Here is a 21,652-nt window from a genome sequence, read left to right on the forward strand (position 1 = left end):
CCCTTTAAGCCTGTTCTTGTGCGCCGTCCGCAGCCGGTTTACGCCGCCGCGAGAACATGGCGCCTATGCCCTGTCGTGCCTTCTGCAAGCCCAGCCCGCAAAGCGCTATAGGGAGCGTTATCCAGCCGCGATAGGAAGAAGAGTTCTGATTGACCACCGCAAGCGCGGGCTTGCGCCCGAAAGATGCCATCGTCTGTATCAGTGCATTGGCCGCATTCTGGTCCTGGCGATCAGACTGCACCACGAGAAGCGCCGTATCCGTTGCCCGTGACAGGAGAACCGAACGCTTGTCTTCCATGACTGCCGGAAGATCCACGAGGATGATCTTGTGATCGGCACGCAACTGGGCAATCAGTTCGGCCAGCCAGTCTCCCTGACGCATCTGTCTGTTGGGTGTGATGATATCGATCCCCGAACCATGGTCGTGCACGAGCGTTGCGCCGGCAAGCGGACGCCCGGTAGACACGACGCTGTAATCACTTTGCGGAACCCCGAAGGCTTCAGACAGGCCCGACCGCTTGTTCGTCGCATCGATGACTGCAACCGTTACACCGGTCGCGGCGATCTGCTGTGCGAGCGCGGTAATCAGCAAGGTCTTTCCCTCTCCATCGGACAAGGAAACGACGGAGAGCGCGAGTGAATCGCGACCGCGTGTCAGCACCCGCAAACGCTCATGAACGGACTTGATTGCGCGACCGAAAGGGCTTGCCGGATCGAGGCCGCGATTGACGAGAAGCGGCACGGTGAGTTGCGACGAAACCGGAAGCAGTGTTGCCGCCGGAATGCCGGGCAGCACGAGAGATGCCGTCTGCGCAGGCCTGATCTTGTCGAGTGTTTCCTTCAGCATGGTGCCCATAAGCGCAACCAGCCCGCCCAACCCCAGACCAAGCAGCAGCCAGTTCGCGAGGTTCGGGCTTGCCTTGGCCATTGCCGGTTCAGCCGGGGAAATCATCTGTGCTTCGGCCGCTGCGATGCCGTCCTGTTCGATGAGCTGCTTGTAACGCGTGAGATAGCTTTCGTAGACCGTGCGGCTGGCATTGGCCTCGCGATCGAGCTGTCCGGCCTTGACTTGCGCCTGATTGGCTTCGGCAAGGTCGGCTTCCGCACTCTTCAACGCATTTTCCAGGCCGCTACGGCGCTGGCGCGCAATCTGGATTTCATTGCCGAGACTCTTGATGATTTCTCCGACCTGGCTCGAAATCTGCTGCTTCAACGCTTCCTGTTCAGCCTTCAGCACCGGAATTTCGGCGCTCTTCAGCGCGCCATTGGACTGCAACTCGTCAAGCTGGCGCTCGACACGTGCAGCTTCGCTGCGTAGGGTCTGGATCGCTGGCGAAGCCAGGACTTCGGCCAGCGCAGACGCTTCATTATTGTTTTTCAGTTCTTCCGCCGTGCGCAGTCGCGCTTCGGCCAGCGAAACCGCTCCCGTCGCGGCAACGATCTCGTTGTTCAGTGCCGCCACCCGCTGGGCCTGAAAACTGATCTGTCCCTGATCACCGGCAAGCCTCGATTTCTGTCGGAACTCTTCCGCAGCTCTTTCGGCGCTTTCAAGATCGCTGCGCAAGGTAACCAGCTTCTCGCCAAGCCATTCGCTGATACGTCGCGTGGCTGACTGCTGCACGTCGATCTGGTGATCGAGATAGGCGGTGGCAAAGGCGTTGGCGACCTGAGCCGCATAAACCCTGTCGGAAGCGCGGTATGAGATGAAGATCGTATAGGAACGTCCGTCATTGGTGACCCGCAGCCGCGAAAGAAGAAGATCGATCTGCTGGCGTTCCCGCATGGCAGGGTCGACATCGCGTGCGCCTTTTGCCTGCGAGCCTGCATCAGGAGCGGACGACAATACCGTGCGCGAACGGAATTCCGTTGGCACGACAATGTTTTCCGCTTGCAGGATGTCGATGACCTTGCGCGCCATCATGCGTGAATTGATGATGTCGAGTTCGGAGCGCAGAACCGGGCTGTCCTGCGGCAGCGGCGTGATCGCACTTTCATTCGGAAGTGCCTGCAATCGCCGCATGTCCAGCACCAGCACGGACTCCGAAACATAACTGACCGGCGCGGTAAGATAGCCTGCGAAGCCGACGCCAATGCCTGCAAGCACCGGCACGATCAGCATCATTCTTCTACGTTTTATAGTGTCGAGCAGGTCAGCAACCGGCTGCCGCCCGTTTGCTGATGAAACGTCGGAGATAATCACCAAAATTCTCCTTTACGGAATAATTCAATCCGCCGGCCGGCGGCTCCCGCCAAAGCATTTCCAGTTTTCCCGAAACATTCAAAATGCTCTATCTATTCGCTTTCGCGCATGTCTTGGCCCCAAGATCGGTTCCCAATTTTGGGAGACATGCGCTGATCCCCGTTCCGCCCTACTGCAAATCGGAAAAGGATGTTTCCGATGGGAACAGCTCGTTGATGATACAAGCCACCTCGGTGCGGTTGGATGCCTTCAGCTTCTTCATGATGTTGCGGATATGAACCTTCACGGTGCTTTCCCGCAGCTTCAGTTCATAAGCGATGATCTTGTTCGCCTTGCCCCGGCGCAGCGCATTGACCACTTCGGCCTGACGCTGGGTGAACATGCCGCCAAGAGGTTGCAGGCGCTGCGAATTCGGATCGGTGGCGTGACGCAGAGCGAGCACACTGCTGGCCGGAACAAAGGTTCCTCCCGCCATGGCGAGACGCAACGCTTCAACGCAGACATTTACATTCACGGATGTTGGAATATACCCCTTCACGCCATGGTCGAGCGCCTTGAGCACCTGTGAGATTTCCTCCTTGTCAGCCAGAAGAATGACAGGCGCCGGAGCGCAATCGGTGACGATGCGATTGAGGTAATTGCCGACAGTCGGGTCCGAAACCTTCTGACCGCCAATGTTGAAAAGTACCGCGCCCGCCGTGCGGCCACGACGCTGATGCTGCCACTGCTCGAACGAGCTGAATGTGGCAATCGCCATTTCGATGCTGTGGTTCGTCAGTCCATGTGCGAGGCATTCGCGATCCAACGCACGGTTGTCTATGATGACCAGTAGCGGCAGCATGCTTTCGCTCGGCTGTTCAGGTTTAAAGGAAGCGTCTTTTGATACCCCAAAGCCGTTATTCTTTAATTCGCTCGTCCTGCTACTGAATTGTGGAGAAATGTTCATTTGTTCGCCCTCTAATCCGACTTATGCGCACGACCCCATTGCTTGCACGTCACAATCAATGAAGCGCATCGTTTGCCTGTTTTATTTATCTTCATGAGATCTAGATAAAACCCCGGAAGCAATTCTTGTTTTTGTTCTTAATTTGATAAAAAGACTGCCCGAAAATTCTTTGAGTGTCATTAACCTAGATTAAGGGGTTCGGCAAAATATGGTTTAGGCGAAGCTAAGATATATACCCAATTAGTGGTAGAAATTACTACCTTGCCAAAACAATTGCCCTCGCTGAAACTCTTTTGAAGCCCAATCTCTTGGGGGAAGAGCTGGGGAAACGAATCGCGGGGGGCCAGACTTAAAACTTATCTTCTCTTGTGCTGAGCGAAACGGCAGGTAGGCTCTATGGTGGTAAATGCCGACGAAGCAAGAACGCTGCGCCATTTCCTGGAAAGCGCGCCCATTGGCGCGGTTTTCGATGAAAGCGATCTTGGCGTGCTCGCCGTTTTGCCAATTTCCTCCAAAACCTACGCGCCGCACACGGTGGTGAGCAGTCAGGGAGACTGGGCCAACTCGGTTCATATTATAAAGAACGGCTGGGGCTGCATCTATCGTGATCTCCCCGAAGGCGATCGCCAGATCCTCGATTTTCCGATGAAGGGCGACTTCCTGGGTTTCCGAACGGGGCTCGGCTTCAACTACTATACCCTGATCTCGGTTACGGAGCTTTCCGTCCTAGAAATCTCCCTGGACCATCTTACCGAAAGCCTGCTCAAATCGCCCCGCCTCGCCATGACATTTATGGAACTGATGGCACGGCAGCGAGCCATCCTGATCGAGCATCTCATCAGCATCGGCCGTCGGAGTGCGCTTGTACGCATTGCCCACCTTCTGCTCGAACTGGGCCACAGGGCCCGGATCAATGGAACCGGCGATGAAAACAGCTTTTTCTGCCCGTTGACGCAGAGCGAACTTGCAGATGCTCTGGGGCTGACGCCAATCCACATCAACCGAATGCTGCGCGAACTTCGCGAGGACGATCTTCTGATATTCCGCAACAATGAAGTCGAATTTCTGAACCGCTCGGCGCTCGTTCATATATCGAGCTTCGACGAGCATTATCTGACCATGGAAATTTTCCCGCGCGTTCGGATCAGCCGCTGAGTTAACTCGCCAGAATGCGACACCTACCAACGACTTGCTTTAACAAATATCTTGCTCCAACTCCCCTTTGTGCATTTCGGGTACCGCCCGGTTTACGCACTTACAATCACGGATTGTTAAAGATGAATACAATCGGCGATATTAGAATAAAACTCTCATACGGAAAGTATTATTCATATATAATTACATTACCGATACGGGCGCCGCGTAGAGAAATAAAGTGCCTGTCGCCGAGCCGCGAATATCGGGAAGCATCAATTGTTATTATTTATGCGCCGTGTATTTAATAGAAAGTTGCAGCTAGTTTCCGCTCCACCATCACGCCCGGAAGGTCTGCATTGAGGAGGAGGTTCAACGATGCAAGGCAATCTCGTCGATTCCGCCGTCGGCAAGGCGACTAAGCGACTTTTACCATTTCTGGCAATCATGCTGATCCCCGAAGACCGGCTGGCTCTCCGGCGTGTCATCGCAAACTGATCGAAAATGCTGTCGAATACGGCGAAAACGCTCATGTCACCGTGTCGGCCTGACCATGAATCGGGAGTGGCCTGGGCCGCGCTGCCACGACCGTGGTGATGCGGCAGATTCAAGGCTATTGCTACGCTCGGCCCGGTTGAATATTTTGATCGCGTCAAAGTCCACTTGAGGGTCCTGATGGCTACGCCACCTATCATTGCTGATTTTGCTTCCGTAGTACAAACATCTCTTGCCCCTGTCTTTCTATTAGCGGGCACGGCAGGCTTCGTGAATATCTACACCACGCGTCTTGGGAGAGTATCGGATCGCCTGAATGAAGTTGCTGACAGGTTGGAGCAGAGCGAAACATCACGCGCGCAGCTCGCCTATCTACGGCGACGGACGCTTGCCCTTGAGATTGCCGTGGCGCTAGGGGTCATCGCGGGCGTCTGCACGGGCGCAGCAACATTGAATCTTCTCGCTGGAGCCCTCTCGTTCGGACTCCGCCACGAAAATCTCTTCTGGTTCTTTGGAGGCGCCATCGTCTCGCTCATATTGTCTCTCGTTGCATTCCTGTTTGAGTTGCTTCTCGCAGGACGGAACATGTTACGGCAGATTCGAATAAATCGAGCTGGATAATGAGACAATCGTTTCTGGTGCGAACCGCATAGGAAACGTTGCGATATCTTCTCGCGTTCGCATGTATCTATGCGAAATTTCAATCGCATTGTTCAGCCCTTATGCGCTCGATGTTCAGTGCATATTCAACGTGCCGACAGGCTGAAAATAGAACTGTTTTACTCCCGTGATTGGAAGGCCACCACGGTCGAGCAGTTTATCAGGGATAATTGATGCATAGGTTCAATGGTACAACGAGAAGCGCATCAGTTTCCGGCGAGCATCTTTGCAAGCATGAAGCCCGAGCCGGCACCCGTGCCGGCACCGGGCCAGGTGGAGGCGCCGCACATATAAAGCGACCGGATGGGCGTCTTGTAGCGCGAATAGCCCGCAATGGGGCGGAACAGGAAGTTTTGGTCGAGATGGTGTGATCCGCTTAGATTGTCACCACCGATAAGATTGGCATTCTCACGTTCAAGGTCTGCAGGCGAAAAGACCGAGCGAGCCCGGATCATGTCGTTAATCCCAGGTGCATAACGCTCGAGGATTCCGATGACCCTATCGGCATAGGCATCCTTCACACTGTTCCAATCCCTACCGGCAATCTCGCCGATGGCGTCACCCTTGATCTCTGCTGGGAGGACCCGCACCTGTACCCAAAGAACATGCTTGCCGTCCGGGGCACGGGATGGATCGACGGCCGTTGGCTGACCAACGACAAGTGCTGGCTCTCCAGGCAGCAATCCATCCATAGCTTCCGAGTAGACGCGCGCCATCATGGCGAGGTCCGGGGCAACATGGACATAAGCGAAACGCTTGAGCTCATCGCCCGCAGTCCAGTTTGGCAGCTCGTCCATGGCAAGATGGATCATCATTGTGCCGGGTCCGGCACGAAAAGCTTTTGTCGCCTTATGAACCTTCTGCGGGATGGCTGACTGGGACAGCATGTCACCGCCGAACAGCACTTTGGGATTGAGATTGGCAATCACCGCCCGTTTCGCATTCAAGGCGCGTCCATCGGACAGAACTACACCCGTTGCCTTTCCGGCCTTGTCGAGGCTGATCTTTTCGACCTGTTGACCAAGAATAAGCTGTCCACCCTTCTTCTGCAGGAGCCCCACCATCGCGCGAATGATCGTATCGGCTCCTCCCTTGCCGATGACCATGCCGAACGCCTGGTTGGCCATTGACTCAAGATAGGGAAACAGCGCTCCGCCTGCGACGTCAGGCGCGAAGTCGAGATGCAACCCCCAAGCCGCCATCATGGCTTTGAGTTTGGAATTTTCGAAATTGGCGTCAAGAAAATCACGTGGCGTCGCCAGCAGAAGCTGCGCGATGCGCCAGAGATTATCCATGCCGAGCGCTCGGTAAGCTTTCCACGCTGTCTTTGCTGCGGCCAATGACGGCATCGGCGAGCCAAGCAAGCCGAAAATATGCGGCGCATTGCGCTCGAAATCAGACAGCATTTCCGCCCACGCCTTGGCATCGGCAGGCGACAGTTCTGCAATCTTGGCGTTCGTTACGGTCACGTCGCTGGACACGCCCAGATGCGTGCCGTCGCGAAAGACACTGGCAAAACAATTTTGAGCGGGTACGAACTCGAGACCTTGCGCAGCCAGCTCTGCGGCGTAGGTTGCGTGAAATGCTGATCCAGCGAACATCGACAAGTTCATGGCAGCCCAATCATGACGGAAGCCCGGCTCCGTCAACTCCAGGGTCTTCACCGCCCCGCCGGGAGACGCCGCTGCCTCCACAACAGCAACGCGCCAGCCTTTTGACGCCAGGTGCACCGCCGCAGCAAGGCCGTTATGCCCTGCACCTATGACGACAGCATCGAACTCCGAGTCGTGTCCACCCATCTTGCCCCCCAATTATCCTCAAATGCATATAACTGCGTAAGTCTATAGCGGTAGCATCTCTGACGTCTCAGACCTAAATCAAGCAATCACCGCGTATTTTGAAGGCAAGGAAAGTCAGGATACGTCGGAAAGTTCAACTTTGAGCGCAGGCATTTCGTTGCATTCACATATGGTTTCTTTTAAGCTTCAAGGAAATTCATATCAAGCTTTTTTCAAGAAGCAAACGAGGGGAAGTCCATGTCAGAGAATCCTTTGCCGGACTTCAGGGAACAGGCCTACCGATACTCGTACTGTTGACGAAGTAATCGACACGAGGCCAGCGTGGCGGGGCCTACCAGCCATTTTCAGGGGAGCGACGAGACATGGCAGCATATGACTATATCGTGGTCGGCAGCGGCATTAATGCACTGGTGGCGGCTGCCATGCTTGGCAAAAAGGGCAAGAAGGTACTGCTGCTTGAGCGCAACGACCAGCTCGGCGGCTGCCTGCGTACTGAAGAGATCACTGTACCGGGCTTCCGCCACGATGTCATGGCAACCACTATGGTGCTGTTCCTGACCTCGCCCGCCTATGGCGCGCTTGGCAAGGATCTGGAGGCCCGAGGTCTCGAATTCGCCCATAGCGACCTGCCGACGGGCGTTGTGCTGGCCGACGGCAGACATGCGATCCTCGCCAAAGACCGCAAAGCCAATATCGCAGCCTTCGACGCGCTGGCTGACGGCGACGGCATGGCCTTCGCCCGCGAGATGGACCGAATGGGTGCCGATGCGCCGTTCATGTTCTCGCTGCTTGGCGGCTCGCTCTGGTCCGGTGGCATATTCAAGACCATGCTGAAGGAGGCGTGGAAGCGCGGCCCCCGCAATCTCGCCGCTTGGTTCGGCGAGGCGCTCGTCAACGGCCGCCATCATCTCGAAACCACCTATCGGTCCGATGTGATGCGCGGGCTCTTTGCACCCTGGGTGCTCCATTGCGGCCTCAATCCGGAAAGCACCTATTCTGCGGCAATGCTCCGGGTCATCGGCTTTGCCATCGAACTTGCAGGCTGCCCGATTGTCAAAGGCGGCGCCGACAATCTCGTCAAGGCGTTCGCGCAACTCATCACGGACCAGGGTGGCACCATCCGCACCGGCGCGGATGTGGAGACAATAGTCGAAGACCACAACGGCCAGGCCACAGGTGTCCGGCTTGCCAGTGGCGAGGTTCTGCAGGCGAGCAAGGGCGTCATTGCCTCTGTCACGCCCAGCCAGCTCTATGGCCGCCTTCTGAAGAACTCCGACAAACCGCTGCCCTCGGCCGTTGCGGATGGACTACAAACCTATCGCTATGGCAAAGGCAACATGCAGGTTCACTACGCACTGAAGTCTCCACCACGCTGGAAGGGCGGCGAGGACCTGTCGAAAGTTGCGTTATTGCATCTCACGCCCGGCCTTAACGGCGTATCCCGCGCGGCCAATGAGTGTGATCGCGGCATGTTGCCAGCGGTGCCAACCATTTGTGTCGGTCAGCCGACCGCGCTTGACCCCTCCCGCGCACCTGAAGGTCAGGCGATCCTCTGGCTGCAATTGCCCGAAACCCCGCGACACATCGAAGGCGATGCTGCAGGAGCACTCACCACGCCCGACGATGGGCGATGGACTGACGAATTGCGCGAACAATATGCCGACCGTATCGAGCGCATCCTCGCCCAGCACATAGACGGCTTTGCCGAAACGGTTATCGCCCGCAAGACCTATTCGCCAGCCGACCTTGAAGCGATGAATATGAACCTCGTCGGCGGCGACCCCTATGGTGGGTTTTGCGGCGTCGATCAATTCTTCATTTGGCGTCCATTCAAGTCGTCGGTGAATCACCGCACCCACGTGCCCGGTCTTTATCATATCGGCGCGTCGACCCATCCCGGCCCGGGGTTGGGAGGCGGCTCCGGCATGCTGCTCGCGTCCTCGCTGAAATAGGATTGCGATATGACGGATGGCTAGTTGGGGCATGTGAAAACCACATCTAAGACTGCATCGCTGAACACATGCAGAATCATATTTCTTTGTCTACATATGCCTCAGATCGCATTTATGGGCATTTCAAGCCCGCGCTCACGCGAGCCTGCGCGTAATGCCGACAAAGAAGCAATATGCATAGGCATATATTTCGCCTTAAAATTGCTGTCGGAATGTACAATTCACTTGCCAGCCAATCGGCGCTATTTTAAGATTAAAGTATTCCGAACAATAAATATCCTGGCGAGTGGGGGAACACTCAAAAAAAGCCGGGATCAGGGGAACGCGGAGCAAATCATGACTGAATTCACCCGTCGCCAGACGCTGGGTATGGGCGCTGCTGCCTTTTTTTCAAGCATCCTGGCAGGACGCGTGCCGGTGCAGGCAGCAGAAACCGACACGCTTACCATCGCTTTCAACGTCAATCTCCCATCCTTCGACCCGACCGTCGGTCCGTCGGCGGTCAATCCGACCATCCAGGCAATTTACCGCTCGATCTTCGACCAGTATATCGGCCAGGATCCCGACCTCAAATTTGTTCCGGGCTTGCTGACCGCCTGGGGCTGGAACGACGACAAGACCAAGGTCTGGATGGATGTTCGCGAAGGCGTGACCTGGCATGATGGCTCGCCGTTTACCCCGGAAGACGTGGTATGGGCGCTGGAGCGCGCCGCCAACGACAAGACCGGCAACCCGATCCAGTTCGTCTGGTCCACAGCCGGCAACTACAAGATCGAAGGCAACAAGATCACCGGCGACGTGCTGCGCTTTGAACCCACCTATTTCATGTGGATGGCTTTCCTCACCGGGTACATCCTGCCCAAAGCCTATTACGAGAAGGTCGGAGCAGAAGGTTTTGAGAAGAAGCCCATTGGCACCGGCCCCTACATGGTTGACGCCTATGAAGGCAACGCCTTCCTGCGCCTCAAGGCCAATCCCAGCTATTGGGGCGGCAAGCCAGCTTTCGAGACAGTCATCTTCAAGTTTGTGCCCGATGGCACCAGCCGGGTTGCCGAGATCGAGTCCGGCTCGTCCGACGTCACGCTGGAAATCCCCTATGAGGAGTTCGACCGCCTGAAGGAAAAGGCAGGTCTGGCAGGCGTTGCGACTCCGATCTCCGATATCGGTATGATCTTCCTGAACAATATTGAAGTTATGGAAGACAAGAATGTGCGCCTGGCCGCCTGTCACGCCGTCGACAAGCAAGCCATCGTCAAGCGGCTGCTGCGCGGCTATGGCGTACCGATCGATACGCTCGAAGCGCCGGAATATTCGGCCTACGATCCGTCTATCAAGGTTCCCTACGATCCCGAGCTTGCCAAGAAGCTGCTGGCCGACTCCGGCTATTCGACCGACAAACCAGTGAAGTTCAAGATCCAGACCACGCGGGGCCTGAAGCCGAAGGACTACGAAATGGTTCAGGCCATCGTGGGCATGTGGCGCAAGGTCGGCATCGAAGCCGAGATCGAGGTCTACGAGATCGCCAAGCATTATGAGCTGCGCGCCGCCGACCAACTTGCGCCCGCTGCCTTCTACAATTGGGGCAATGCAATCGGCGACCCGACCACCTCAACAGGGTTTGCCATGTTTGGTCCTTCCCCGCACTCGGTATGGAACACAGATGACCTTGATGGCATGATCGCACCGCTATGGGGTGAGAAAGACGAGGCCAAGCGCATCGCCGGTTGGAAAGCTGTCTGCAAATATATTGCGGAGCAGGGTTACGTGCTGCCATTGCTGCAATACGCACAGCCTATCGTCTACAAGTCGACGCTGAAGGCCATTCCGAACGTTTCGGGTGCGCTGCAGCCGACTCTCATATCGAGGGCCTGATTGCACGTTGGCGGGGCACCCAGTGTCCCGACCTTCCACTGCTAGATTGTGTCCGGCTTATTCAGCCGGACATGCTCGCATAGCGTCTTTGTCTGCCTGCGTAAGGCTCCATACCCATGCAACTGCTTGCTCTTTCAATCCTGAACCGTCTGGTTCTCGCGGCAGTGACCCTGTTTGGGGTCGCGGTCGTGGTTTTTGTCCTGCTACGCGTCGTTCCAGGCGACCCTATCGCTATGATGATTTCGCCGGGGGCTACCCCCGAACAGATCGCACAGCTTCGCGCAAATTATGGACTCGATGGCAGTATCTTCAGCCAGTTCCATATCTGGCTCACGTCACTGCTTTCAGGCGATTTCGGCACCTCCATTTCGCTGCGCCGCAATGTTCTGGAATTGCTTTCAGAACGCCTGCCGGCAACCCTTGAGCTCGCCTTCGCCGCACTGGTCTTCGCCATATTGCTCGGCACCGCCGTAGCCATTGCCGGTACTCTCGCACGCCGCACGCCGGTCGAACCGGTCATCGATACCGTCAACGGTGTGGTGCTGGCTGTACCCGACTTTGTCTGGGCACTGGCGCTTGTGCTGTTGCTGGGCGTGTTCTTCCCCATATTGCCTTTGTCCGGGCGCATCGATCCGAGCGTACAAAGCAATTTTGCTACCCCCTTCTATCTGTTCGAAAGCTTGCTGCGCCTGCGCTTTGCCCAGTTCGCCGACATCGCCTCCCATATGACCATGCCGGTTCTCGCACTTGGCTTGCCGCTCGCGGCGATTATCGCCCGCGTGCTGAAGGAGGCGCTGCTTGAAGCCATGGTGCAGGACTATATCCTGCTCGCCAAGCTCAAGGGCATGTCCTCGCTACGGCTGGTGTTGCAGGAAGCATTGCGCAATGCCGTTGGCCCGACCATCGCACTGACCGGTGTCCAGTTCACCTTCCTGATCGGCGGCACCGTCATCGTCGAGCGTATCTTCGCCTATCCCGGCATCGGCAATATGGCTATCGACGCCGTCATCAACCGCGACTTGCCGCTCATTCAAGGACTTGTCCTGGTCTTCGGCGCGCTGTTCATCGTCATCAATATCCTGGTTGACGCGCTCGTCGCCGCATTCAATCCGAGGCTGCGCCATGGCTAAGTCACTGCGTGCGACGCTTTCACAACCCAAGGTAATCCTCGGCGGCGGCTTTATCCTCTGCCTGATACTGGTCGCCATCTTCGCGCCCTGGCTCGCACCAAAGGACCCGCTCGAACAGGACCTGGTGCTCGCCACCCTGCCTCCCGCAGGCTATGCCGGCACCGAACCCGGCTACTGGTTCGGCACCGACGATCTCGGCCGCGACGTGCTTTCGCGCCTGATCCACGGCACGCGCATCGCCCTGCTCGTCGCCTTCATTGCCGCGGGTCTTGCAGCACTGGTCGGCACCACGCTTGGACTACTCGCCGGCTGGTATCGCGGCTGGGTGGATGCCGTCATCTCGCGCCTCGTCGACATCTGGATGGCCTTCCCGCCGGTCCTGCTATCAATCCTGCTGGTCGCGGTCTTCGGCGCAGGCGTTCATTCCATCATCGCGGCCATCGTCATCATCGACTGGACGCGTTTCTGTCGCGTCGTCCGTTCGGAAACCATGGCGCAGGCGCAGATGGACTACGTGACGGCAGCGAAAGTTCTCGGCTTCTCCCGCTTCAAGATCCTGATCGGCCAGATCCTGCCAAATGTCGGTCCGGTCCTGATCGCGCTCATCAGCCTGGAAATGGGCATCGCCGTAATCGTCGAAGCCATTCTTTCCTTCGTCGGCCTTTCCGTCTCCTCCGACACGCCAACATGGGGTGGTATGATCGCGCAGGGTCGGCAGATCATCTATCAGGGATGGTGGGTGCTGGTGGCACCTCTCATAATGCTTTTCCTGACCGTTCTTGCTTTCAACCAGCTCGGCGATGGCCTGCGCCGCGCCCTTGACCCGATGATGCGCCGATGACTGCACCCCTTCTCTCCATCAACAACCTGTCGGCGGTCTCGGATCGGGACGGCGGCGTGCCCGTTCTTCGCGACGTCGCCTTGACGCTCGAGCGTGGCGAGGTCCGAGGCCTCGTCGGGGAAAGCGGCGCCGGTAAGTCGACCATCGCCAAGGCACTGCTTGGCATCCTGCCGCGCACGGTCCGCATTACCAGCGGCGCCATCGATTTCGAGGGCCGTGACCTGCTGACCATGCCTGCACCGCAATTGCGCCAGATCATGGGCAGCGAGATATCGCTGATCCCGCAAGATCCCCAGACGGCACTCAATCCGGGCCGTCGCATCGGGGCACAGCTCACCGATGGCTTGCGCCTCAAGCGCGGCCTGTCGAACAAGGCTGCCCGTGAACGCGCGCTGACTTTGCTCGAGGAAGTGCATATCCGCGATCCCGAGCGCGTTCTGCGCGCTTATCCCCACGAACTGTCGGGCGGCATGCGCCAGCGCGTGCTGATTGCCTCTGCCTTTGCGCTCGAACCCAAGCTCGTGATCGCGGACGAGCCGACGACTGCGCTCGACGTTACTGTGCAAAAGCAGATCCTGCGTCTTATTCGCGGCATGCAGCGCGCTCATGGCACGGGCGTGATATTCGTGACGCACGATCTCGGCGTCGTCGCCCAGATATGTGACAGCGTAACGCTGCTCTACTCCGGCAAGGTGATCGAGCAGGGCAGCACCGCCGACGTCCTGCAGCGCCCCAAACACATCTACACAAAAGCCCTTATGGCAGCCGGCCCGCGCTACGACCGCCCCGATGCTGGTCTCGAGCCGGTACCGCAATCGGTGTTCGAGCAACTGCGCGCAGAGATCGGAATAACTTGATGAGCAACATGCTTCTCACAGCCCGCGGCATCGAGGTTGCTTACGGTGCAGGTGGATTTTTCAGCAAGTCTGCTGGCCACAAGGTGCTGCATGGCGTCGATATCGACATCGAACGCGGCGAGACGATCGGCATTGTCGGCGAGTCCGGCTCGGGGAAGACGACACTTGGCCAGGCGCTGCTCCGTCTCGTCGATACCTCCTCCGGTGAGATTTGGTTCGACGGACGGGATATAACCCGTCTGCCCGATAGCAGGATGCGGCCGTTGCGTCGGCGCATGCAGATGATCTTCCAGGATCCCATGGCGTCGCTCAATCCACGCCACTCCATCCGCCGTATCCTGGTAGAGCCAATGCTGCTGCACGGCTTGGCCGCCAGCGCAACCGAGGCTGAGGCGAAGGTACTCAGGATTCTCGACCGCTTTACCCTGCCCAATGCCGTGCTCGGTCGCAACGCCCACGAACTCTCGGGCGGCCAGCGCCAGCGAGTGGGCATTGCCCGCGCCGCCCTTCTCGAACCGGACTTTGTTCTGGCCGACGAAATCGTCTCGGGCCTCGACGTCTCCACCCAAGCGCAGGTTCTCAACCTGATGAAAGACCTGTCACGCGATATGGGCCTGTCCATGGCTTTCATCAGTCACGATCTGAGCGTCATCAGGGCCATCTGCGACCGCGTCTATGTGCTTCGTTTCGGCAAGGTAGTGGAGGCAGGGCCCTGCGAACAGGTATTCGCCAATCCGAAGTCAGCCTATACACGCGCGCTGCTCGATGCGATTCCGCTGCCGGAAATCAACCCGGAATGGCTAGGGTCAGAACCTATTAGAGCATAATCCGACCGGAGTGAAACGAGGATAGATAAGATTATGCTTGAAATAGAAGAAGTTAGAGCGCCGATCTGATCCAATCAGATCGAAACGCGCTCTAATGTGGTGACAATGGTGTGAAGTCATCCGTTTGGATACGAGGAGAAAAGGTGAAGGAAATGTGGTTCATTTTCCAACCTTTTCGACGCTGTAGCCAAGCGGATGGACCACATTCTTCGGACACCGAAATAACTGGCGATCTGTCGCGTCGGGTCACTCGCCAAGATGGGACTTGGGGAAACACCCCGTTCTTCGCGTCTCTCCTTGCATATACAGAAACCCCGTTCCGGCAGGGGCGCTTTTTCAGTTCGCTGAACCAATCGGGCCTTATAACAGGGCGCTGAGATGCTAACGCATCACACCCTGAAAATGCTCAATCGCCGCACAGGCTAATACCAAATTTCCTTCTTCAACAGTTCGTCAACTACCCCGCACTGGAATAGTTGCTTCCTTCGTCCTAGATTCAGGATACGCATCAAGGGAGCGCACATCATGACCTACAAAAAGAATCCGGAAGCGATTGCGAAGCTCACGCCGGAGCAATATCGCATCACGCAGGAAAGCGGCACCGAGCGCCCCGGAACCGGTGAGTATCTCTATAACAAGGAGCCGGGGATCTACGTCGATATTGTTTCTGGAGAACCGCTGTTCGCCTCCGCCGACAAATACGAGTCTCATTGTGGCTGGCCCAGCTTCACCAAGCCGATTGAACCTGCCAATGTCGCGGAACTGAGCGATGTCTCACATGGCATGGTGCGAACGGAAGTGCGCTCGGCGCATGGCGACAGCCATCTGGGACATGTCTTCCCCGATGGCCCGGTCGACCGTGGCGGCCTCCGCTACTGCATCAATTCGGCATCGCTCCGTTTCGTTCCGAAAGAACGGATGGAGGCGGAAGGATATGGTCAATATCTCGATCAGGTCGAAGATATCGGCTGATGTCCGCTTCATGTCCGTTTCAGGCCCGGACCGGTTTCGGGTCTGAATGCTCTTCAAAGATAAAGGCGATTTTGGCAGAAGAAACAAAAAGCTCCGTTTGTATTCTCAACCACGAAAATGTCGCGCCACCCATAGCAGCCTATTCTCATCTGACCGTCATCGCCGGATCGGCGCGATCAGAGTTCAAGGTCGAGATCGAAGGCACGGCGGCACGAAGTATTTGAAATAAAATACATGCGATATAAAATCAATTTACATTCAAATTAACTGATCCACAGCCATTCCGCAGGGCAAATAAGTAAGACTTCTTTCTGTCGCAATGATCACTAATCTGATCCGGCGCACCGCTTCGGCGGAATCAGGCAAATGCGCAGCCTCGGTATGATTATGCTATCACCACACATACCGGGGCTTTCCGGGGCTTTTGACCAGCACACGCCGCATAGACCACTCCATTCCGGACCGCTTTCCTGCTCGACTAGGTAAATCACCTGACATTACGGTTGTAATCGGTGCATGAATTCTATTGCAAATAGCGGGCAATTATACTCAATATACTGTCCAGCTATTATAGGAAGACCGATTTCGATCACGCAACGTTTTGGGAGGCGGCTTGGACAGCGCGGTTGGAGCCTACCGGATCTATTCCGAGAAGGAGTGCGCGGAAGCACCGGCACTCGACTGGCCCTATATTTGCGCGCTGTATCTGCTCCGCAAACCCGTCGAAAACGCTATTTCTGAATTTCTCGCTTTCGTCGGCAATGCATCGCAGGCTGACCGGGCATGGATGATCGAATATGCGCCTGATCTTCTGCGGTTTCGCAATACGCATGAATGGTGCAAAGGCGAAACGACGGCCTATGTTTCCGAACTTCAGGAATCTCCCACCACATTGATTGCTTGGCTGCATCGCTATCTGACCGAGGGACAAGCCGTCGCCGTCCATGATGTCAGAGGTCTGCCGCGCACTGCACGCCCCATTCAGGCGGAATTCCTGCGGCAGGGAAATCAGAGCATTTTGAGCATACCGGTCTTTTACCAGGACCGGTTGCGAGGGATCATGGGCTTCGACACGACGGTGGAAGCCAGACGCTGGTCACGCGCTGAAATCAAAGCCATGTTCCAGTGCTCCAGTCTGATTGCCCAGGCCAAATATGCGACGCTCTATAATGAACCGGTGTCGGACGAAGAAACCGACCCGACATCGGTACTTTATGTCAACAAACGCGGGGTGATGCGCGGAATTTCACCTGAAGAAATCGTTGGAGTGCGTTCGGCGGGCAATTACAGCGAGATATGGCTTGGCGACGGTTCCACGGTTTTCGACTCCCGCCCGCTCGGCATATGGGCAGGTATTCTGCCAGCAAGCACCTTTTCCCGTATTCACCGCACGACGTTCATAAATGTCCTGCACGTCTTGGACATAGACCGAAGCATGACGGACAAATGGCTGGTCAGGATGCGTGGCATTGATCAATCCTGGCCAGTCTCGCGATCCTGTCGGAAAGCACTGCGAGAGCGCCTGGGCTTCTAGCCTTTATTTCGCCTCATTTTTGTCCGTCCGTCGCCACAAAATATGATGCGAAATGCGCGTACTCTCGCCCCGCAATTCCCGTTTCGTCGCCAAACAGGTTCAAATTCCGGATTTGCCTCAATTTGAAAACGGTGCTCACGACAAGTCGAGATGTGCCTTGAGCGGCATGTCGTCATGAATGGAAACCGTCTGCCTTTCGATCATGCGATGAACGAGCGGCGGCTTGTCTCCCTTGTGCAGGGAAAGCAGTCGTTCCGACACTTCCGCATCGGCCTGAGTCCGGCGCTGGTTGTGGCGGACATACTCGACCCAGGTCGGCACGTGATAACTTTCCGTCCAGGTTTCCGGGTTCTCCAGATCACGCAGCAATGCCCATTGCCGGGCACCGTCACGGATACGCATGCGGCGGCGCAAGGCCATGGCGGAAAGGAACGACGGAACATCTTCCTGCGCGATCTTGTAGTCGACCATGATCATGATCGGACCACTACGCGAACGCAGATCCAGCCGAAGCTGCGGCTCGCTGAAACGGTTGAGCGGATCGAGATTGAGGGATTCAAATTCAGGCTGCGGCAGGAGCAGACCGATCAGCGCGCCGAACATCAGCACGACAGCGGCGGCCAGAAGCGCGCCCGGCACGCCATATTCATCCGCGACAGCACCCCAAAGCCAGCTACCCGCTGCCATCCCGCCAAAGGTTGCGGTCTGATAAAGTGCCAGAGCACGTCCCACCACCCAGCGCGGTGTGGAAAGCTGCACGGTGACGTTGAACAGCGACAGCGCCAGAACCCAGGAAACACCGGCAGGCAGCAGGAAAATGCAGCTCAGCCACATATTTCGGCCGATCGACAGCAGGGCACAACTGATTGCAAAGGCCACAAAAGCACCACGCACCAGCCATTCATTTCCGAGAATCTCGCGAAGCCGGGCGCTAAGCAACGCGCCGCCAATAGCACCCAGTCCGAAGAAACCCAGCATGATACCGTAGGTAAGTGCTGTTCCATGGACGAGATCGCGCGCGACCAGTGGCAAAAGCGCCAGAATGACAATAGCGGACAGGCCGAACAGAAAGCCCCGGAACATCACTTTCAGAAGGTTCGGCGACATGGCGACATAACGCAGCCCCGCCACCATGGCTGGCCCCAGCGTTTCACGCGGCAGAGTGGACTTGACCGTCTCCGGCTTCCACCGCCACAGCGCCAGAATGAGCGCACAATAGCTGAACGCATTGAAAATGAAGGCAAAAGCAGCACCAGCCGCCGCAACGATGATGCCGCCGATAGCCGGGCCGATACTGCGCATGAGGTTGAAGCTCATGCTGTTGAGCGCCACGGCTGCAGGCAGATCTGTGCGGGGAACGATGTCCCCCATCGACGCCTGCCATGACGGATTGTGCAATGCCCCGCCGCAACCGATCAGGAAGGTGAAGCTGAGCAGCATCCACGGCGTGAGAATGCCAAGATAGGCAAAAGCCGCCAGTGCGACCGAAATGATCAGCAGCAGAACCTGCGCGGTCAGCATGATGCGGCGGCGGTCGAAATTATCGGCCAAGGCCCCTGCCGCAACTGAAAAGATCATCACTGGCAAGGTGGTCGAAGCCTGCACCAATGCAACCATATCGTCCGAATGGGCGATGGTTGCCATCATCCAGCCAGCACCGACCGTCTGCACCAGACCGCCAAGGTTGGAAACCAATGTAGCTGACCAGAGCGCCCGAAATGTTTTGTATTGGAAAGGCGCCAGGGGGGAAAGTCTCTGCGGCACCGGACGACCTCCCGTTCCATCTGCCTAACTAAGCGGATACGTGAATCTCTCCCTAGGGACAAGGGGTTAAAACCAAAACCAGCGGAGAACTTCTCCTCCATTGAGGCTTCCAAACAGTTTTTCTTCCGCAATTGACTCCGCCTCTCAGATAGGTAGACTGGTCTACCTAATCATTCAGGCAAAATAAAATGAGCGATCCTGCGACTCCAAGTTCAAGACCGGCACGTGAACGGCTTTTAGAAGCAGCGGCGGAACTGTTTTACGACGAAGGCATTTCGGCAACCGGGATCGATGCGATCATCCAGCGCGCAGGCGTGGCGAAACAGAGCCTCTACAACAACTTCGCATCCAAGGCGGAACTAGTGGCCACCTATCTGGAGCATCGTCATGCCGAATGGCTGGGCCTCTATGAAAAGCGCATGGAAAAGGCATCCACCCCGATGAACGGGATACTGGCGGTCTTCGACGCTTATCGCGACCATGCGGAATTTGCCTACGAACATGGATTTCGCGGTTGCGGCCTGCTGAATGCGGCAGCAGAGCTGCCCGCTGGCGATCCGGGCCGCGAGGCGGTGAGAAAACACAAGGAAGAGGTCGAGGGCCTGCTTGTGACACATCTCACCGGCTTGATCCCCGACGATCCTCCTCGGGTCAGCCAACTGGCCGTGCAGCTCTCCTTCATTCTCGAAGGAGCAATCATGCGGGCTGGCCTTGAAGGCAACAGTGCGCGTCTTGGCGAAGCCAAGGCGATGGTCGCTACGATTTTGAAACCGGCATAAAATGCAATCATCGAAAAGCTATCTTCTGGGAGTGACAGCCATCATCGTCGCTTCCACCATCTGGGGCACGACCGGCACCGCCGCAACCTTCGCGCCCGAGGTCGGCGCGGCTGCGATCGGCGCCGCAGCCATGGGCCTTGGCGGACTGGCGCAAGCCGCCATCGCCTGGCGCGGGCTGATCGCCTCGCGAAAGGCGCTCGTCGGTCAATGGCGTATCCTCATACTGGGCGCGATCTGTGTCGCGATCTATCCCCTCGCCTTCTATGGCTCCATGCGGATGGCCGGTGTGACCATCGGAACGGTCATTTCACTCGGTTCCGCCCCGCTTCTGTCGGCAGGCATCGAGTATCGACAAAGCGGCTTTCGCCCTTCGTTGCGCTGGCTGGCAGGTGCCACGGTCGGCATTGTCGGCATGGTCCTGCTCAGCATGTCGGAGGACGGCGGCCATGCTGCGTCTGCAGAAGGCTCCACGCTCATGGGCGCGCTGGTCGGGTTGGTGGCAGGCTTCACTTATGCGCTTTATTCCTCATGCGCGCGCCAGCTCATGCAGGGCGGCATATCATCGACAACTGCAATGGGCGCGACGTTCGGCATAGGCGGTCTTCTGCTGATGCCGGTTCTGATCGCAACCGGTGGGCCGTTTCTCGCCTCATGGAACAATGCGGCTGTGGGTCTATACATGGCCTTCGTGCCAATGTTCCTCGGCTATGTCTGTTTCGGCTACGGGTTGAGCCGTGTTGAAACAAGCGTGGCGACGACGATCACGCTGTTCGAACCGGTTGTCGCCGCGTTTTTCGCGGTGGTGATTGTCGGCGAGCGCCTTTCCGCCCTCGGCTGGTTTGGTGTTCTTCTGGTCGTCATCTGCCTTGTCTGCATCACCATACCAACCCGCAGTCAAAAGACTGAGATAGAAGTGCCCGAACCATCAACCTGATGCGCCTTTTCACATTTACGCGCATCTTAGTCCGAAAACCGTTTCACACTTTTCGGGATGCGCTTTTTAACCAGGCTTTGACCGCCTCAACAGATTCCGGATGGCGCGGCTTTCGAAGGGAAACCGCATAGAAATCTGCGCCCACCCGCAAGTCTGTGGCCAGCGCCTGAACGAGGCTGCCTGCGGCAACTTCCTTCTCCACGAAGAAACGGCTTGCCAGCGCCAGCCCCTGCCCGGCAATCGCCGCATCAATGGCAAGTGACGTCTGGTTGAAGCGAATATTCTTCGGCGAAATCGACACGCCGTCCGGAAAAGCCTTTTCCAGATAGCGCGGCCAGAAATTATGCCCATCGTGCAGCAGCGGATAGTGCTCCAGATTTTCCGGCATCACCGGATCACCAAGCCTTTCGACCAGCACCGGGCTTGCAACCGCGACGATCACATGCTCGAAAAGCAGCTCCGCATTCAGCCCCGGACCGAATGGCGGCTCGCCGTAGCGCACCGCCAGATCGACGGCATCGGTCTGGAAATTTGCGACCTTGTCGCTGGCGACAATGCGCAATTCTATATCGGGATGTGCACGCGTGAACTCCGCCAGGCGTGGGATCAGCCACTTCGATGCGAAGGTCGGCGTCACGCTGATCGTCAGATGCTGCGGTTCAGGCCGCAGCATTTCGGTCGCTTCCGAAAGCAGGTCGAACGCGCGCCGCACATTGGCAATATATGCACGGGCCGGTTCGGTCATGACCAGCGTACGGGGTTGGCGTTCGAAGAGTTTCAGTCCAAGCTCCGCCTCGAGCCCGCGTATCTGTTGGGCCACCGCCGCCTGCGTCACGCCAAGCTCTTCCGCCGCCAGCCGGAAATTCAAATGCCGCGTGACGACTTCGAACACACGCAGACCATTGAGCGAGGGAAGTCTTTTCATAAATCAAAACTCGATAGATTTTCTACTGATT

The 21,652-nt window shown here is 57.1% G+C and carries 18 protein-coding genes; 13 read left to right on the forward strand and 5 right to left on the reverse strand.

Features of this window, described 5'->3' with window-relative positions:
- Positions 1-4 precede the first annotated feature (4 nt).
- Positions 5-2,200, reverse strand: coding sequence for a GumC family protein (locus ACYSN1_RS16600; RefSeq protein ID WP_461726703.1), 2,196 nt, complete (start codon positions 2,198-2,200; stop codon positions 5-7).
- Positions 2,201-2,369: 169 nt separating this feature from the next.
- A complete protein-coding gene (locus ACYSN1_RS16605; RefSeq protein WP_168436770.1) occupies positions 2,370-3,041 on the reverse strand; it encodes a response regulator transcription factor in 672 nt (223 codons plus the stop codon).
- Between the two features lie 501 nt (positions 3,042-3,542).
- Between ACYSN1_RS16605 and ACYSN1_RS16610 the strand changes: the two genes are divergently transcribed.
- Together ACYSN1_RS16610 and ACYSN1_RS16615 are read left to right on the forward strand one after the other, a co-directional pair.
- Entirely contained in the window at positions 3,543-4,301 is a 759-nt protein-coding gene (locus tag ACYSN1_RS16610) for a Crp/Fnr family transcriptional regulator (protein ID WP_461726704.1), read from the forward strand.
- A 654-nt stretch (positions 4,302-4,955) separates the two neighbouring features.
- Positions 4,956-5,396, forward strand: coding sequence for a DUF2721 domain-containing protein (locus ACYSN1_RS16615; protein WP_461726705.1), 441 nt, complete (start codon positions 4,956-4,958; stop codon positions 5,394-5,396).
- A gap of 245 nt (positions 5,397-5,641) precedes the next feature.
- Here ACYSN1_RS16615 and ACYSN1_RS16620 read toward each other — a convergent pair whose 3' ends face one another.
- On the reverse strand, positions 5,642-7,234 hold the full coding sequence (locus ACYSN1_RS16620) for a phytoene desaturase family protein (protein ID WP_461726706.1): 1,593 nt from the start codon (positions 7,232-7,234) through the stop codon (positions 5,642-5,644).
- Between the two features lie 362 nt (positions 7,235-7,596).
- On the opposite strand from ACYSN1_RS16620, the gene ACYSN1_RS16625 reads away from it, so the two are divergent.
- From ACYSN1_RS16625 to ACYSN1_RS16665, 9 genes are all read left to right on the forward strand, one after another.
- Positions 7,597-9,186, forward strand: a complete 1,590-nt coding sequence (locus ACYSN1_RS16625; protein ID WP_461726707.1) for a phytoene desaturase family protein — start codon at positions 7,597-7,599, stop codon at positions 9,184-9,186.
- 336 nt (positions 9,187-9,522) lie between these two features.
- A complete protein-coding gene (locus tag ACYSN1_RS16630) occupies positions 9,523-11,058 on the forward strand; it encodes an ABC transporter substrate-binding protein (protein WP_461726708.1) in 1,536 nt (511 codons plus the stop codon).
- A gap of 122 nt (positions 11,059-11,180) precedes the next feature.
- The gene (locus tag ACYSN1_RS16635) at positions 11,181-12,188 is read left to right on the forward strand and encodes an ABC transporter permease (protein ID WP_461726794.1); all 1,008 of its coding nucleotides are present in this window, start codon (positions 11,181-11,183) and stop codon (positions 12,186-12,188) included.
- Positions 12,181-13,029 carry an ABC transporter permease gene (locus ACYSN1_RS16640; RefSeq protein ID WP_461726709.1) on the forward strand — a complete coding sequence of 283 codons (849 nt, stop codon included), beginning with the start codon at positions 12,181-12,183 and terminating at the stop codon, positions 13,027-13,029. Before ACYSN1_RS16635 ends, ACYSN1_RS16640 begins: the two co-directional genes overlap by 8 nt.
- Positions 13,026-13,886, forward strand: coding sequence for an ABC transporter ATP-binding protein (locus ACYSN1_RS16645; protein WP_461726710.1), 861 nt, complete (start codon positions 13,026-13,028; stop codon positions 13,884-13,886). The genes ACYSN1_RS16640 and ACYSN1_RS16645 overlap by 4 nt, the downstream gene beginning before the upstream one ends.
- Positions 13,886-14,713: an ATP-binding cassette domain-containing protein gene (locus ACYSN1_RS16650; protein WP_461726711.1), complete on the forward strand. Its 828-nt coding sequence runs from the start codon at positions 13,886-13,888 to the stop codon at positions 14,711-14,713. Before ACYSN1_RS16645 ends, ACYSN1_RS16650 begins: the two co-directional genes overlap by 1 nt.
- Positions 14,714-15,238: 525 nt before the next feature.
- Complete coding sequence (gene msrB, locus ACYSN1_RS16655) at positions 15,239-15,685, forward strand: peptide-methionine (R)-S-oxide reductase MsrB (RefSeq protein ID WP_461726712.1); 447 nt, start codon at positions 15,239-15,241, stop codon at positions 15,683-15,685.
- A 71-nt stretch (positions 15,686-15,756) separates the two neighbouring features.
- Positions 15,757-15,909: a hypothetical protein gene (locus tag ACYSN1_RS16660; protein ID WP_461726713.1), complete on the forward strand. Its 153-nt coding sequence runs from the start codon at positions 15,757-15,759 to the stop codon at positions 15,907-15,909.
- A 389-nt stretch (positions 15,910-16,298) separates the two neighbouring features.
- Positions 16,299-17,219, forward strand: coding sequence for a LytTR family transcriptional regulator DNA-binding domain-containing protein (locus ACYSN1_RS16665; RefSeq protein WP_461726714.1), 921 nt, complete (start codon positions 16,299-16,301; stop codon positions 17,217-17,219).
- 135 nt (positions 17,220-17,354) lie between these two features.
- Here ACYSN1_RS16665 and ACYSN1_RS16670 read toward each other — a convergent pair whose 3' ends face one another.
- Positions 17,355-18,983: an MFS transporter gene (locus tag ACYSN1_RS16670; RefSeq protein ID WP_461726715.1), complete on the reverse strand. Its 1,629-nt coding sequence runs from the start codon at positions 18,981-18,983 to the stop codon at positions 17,355-17,357.
- A gap of 188 nt (positions 18,984-19,171) precedes the next feature.
- Between ACYSN1_RS16670 and ACYSN1_RS16675 the strand changes: the two genes are divergently transcribed.
- Entirely contained in the window at positions 19,172-19,762 is a 591-nt protein-coding gene (locus ACYSN1_RS16675; protein ID WP_461726716.1) for a TetR/AcrR family transcriptional regulator, read from the forward strand.
- 1 nt (position 19,763) lies between these two features.
- A complete protein-coding gene (locus tag ACYSN1_RS16680) occupies positions 19,764-20,696 on the forward strand; it encodes a DMT family transporter (protein WP_461726717.1) in 933 nt (310 codons plus the stop codon).
- Between the two features lie 43 nt (positions 20,697-20,739).
- Here ACYSN1_RS16680 and ACYSN1_RS16685 read toward each other — a convergent pair whose 3' ends face one another.
- Positions 20,740-21,621: a LysR substrate-binding domain-containing protein gene (locus ACYSN1_RS16685; protein ID WP_461726718.1), complete on the reverse strand. Its 882-nt coding sequence runs from the start codon at positions 21,619-21,621 to the stop codon at positions 20,740-20,742.
- Positions 21,622-21,652: the final 31 nt, after the last annotated feature.

This window comes from Brucella sp. LJL56, from assembly GCF_054871705.1.

What these genes read in the sequence shown, in the direction of transcription:
- ACYSN1_RS16605 (WP_168436770.1), bottom strand. Translation starts at nt 3,041, where the DNA reads ATGCTGCCGCTACTGGTCATCATAGACAACCGTGCGTTGGATCGCGAA.
- ACYSN1_RS16610 (WP_461726704.1), top strand. Translation starts at nt 3,543, where the DNA reads ATGGTGGTAAATGCCGACGAAGCAAGAACGCTGCGCCATTTCCTGGAA.
- ACYSN1_RS16615 (WP_461726705.1), top strand. Translation starts at nt 4,956, where the DNA reads ATGGCTACGCCACCTATCATTGCTGATTTTGCTTCCGTAGTACAAACA.
- ACYSN1_RS16620 (WP_461726706.1), bottom strand. Translation starts at nt 7,234, where the DNA reads ATGGGTGGACACGACTCGGAGTTCGATGCTGTCGTCATAGGTGCAGGG.
- ACYSN1_RS16625 (WP_461726707.1), top strand. Translation starts at nt 7,597, where the DNA reads ATGGCAGCATATGACTATATCGTGGTCGGCAGCGGCATTAATGCACTG.
- ACYSN1_RS16630 (WP_461726708.1), top strand. Translation starts at nt 9,523, where the DNA reads ATGACTGAATTCACCCGTCGCCAGACGCTGGGTATGGGCGCTGCTGCC.
- ACYSN1_RS16640 (WP_461726709.1), top strand. Translation starts at nt 12,181, where the DNA reads ATGGCTAAGTCACTGCGTGCGACGCTTTCACAACCCAAGGTAATCCTC.
- ACYSN1_RS16645 (WP_461726710.1), top strand. Translation starts at nt 13,026, where the DNA reads ATGACTGCACCCCTTCTCTCCATCAACAACCTGTCGGCGGTCTCGGAT.
- ACYSN1_RS16650 (WP_461726711.1), top strand. Translation starts at nt 13,886, where the DNA reads ATGAGCAACATGCTTCTCACAGCCCGCGGCATCGAGGTTGCTTACGGT.
- msrB (WP_461726712.1), top strand. Translation starts at nt 15,239, where the DNA reads ATGACCTACAAAAAGAATCCGGAAGCGATTGCGAAGCTCACGCCGGAG.
- ACYSN1_RS16675 (WP_461726716.1), top strand. Translation starts at nt 19,172, where the DNA reads ATGAGCGATCCTGCGACTCCAAGTTCAAGACCGGCACGTGAACGGCTT.
- ACYSN1_RS16680 (WP_461726717.1), top strand. Translation starts at nt 19,764, where the DNA reads ATGCAATCATCGAAAAGCTATCTTCTGGGAGTGACAGCCATCATCGTC.
- ACYSN1_RS16685 (WP_461726718.1), bottom strand. Translation starts at nt 21,621, where the DNA reads ATGAAAAGACTTCCCTCGCTCAATGGTCTGCGTGTGTTCGAAGTCGTC.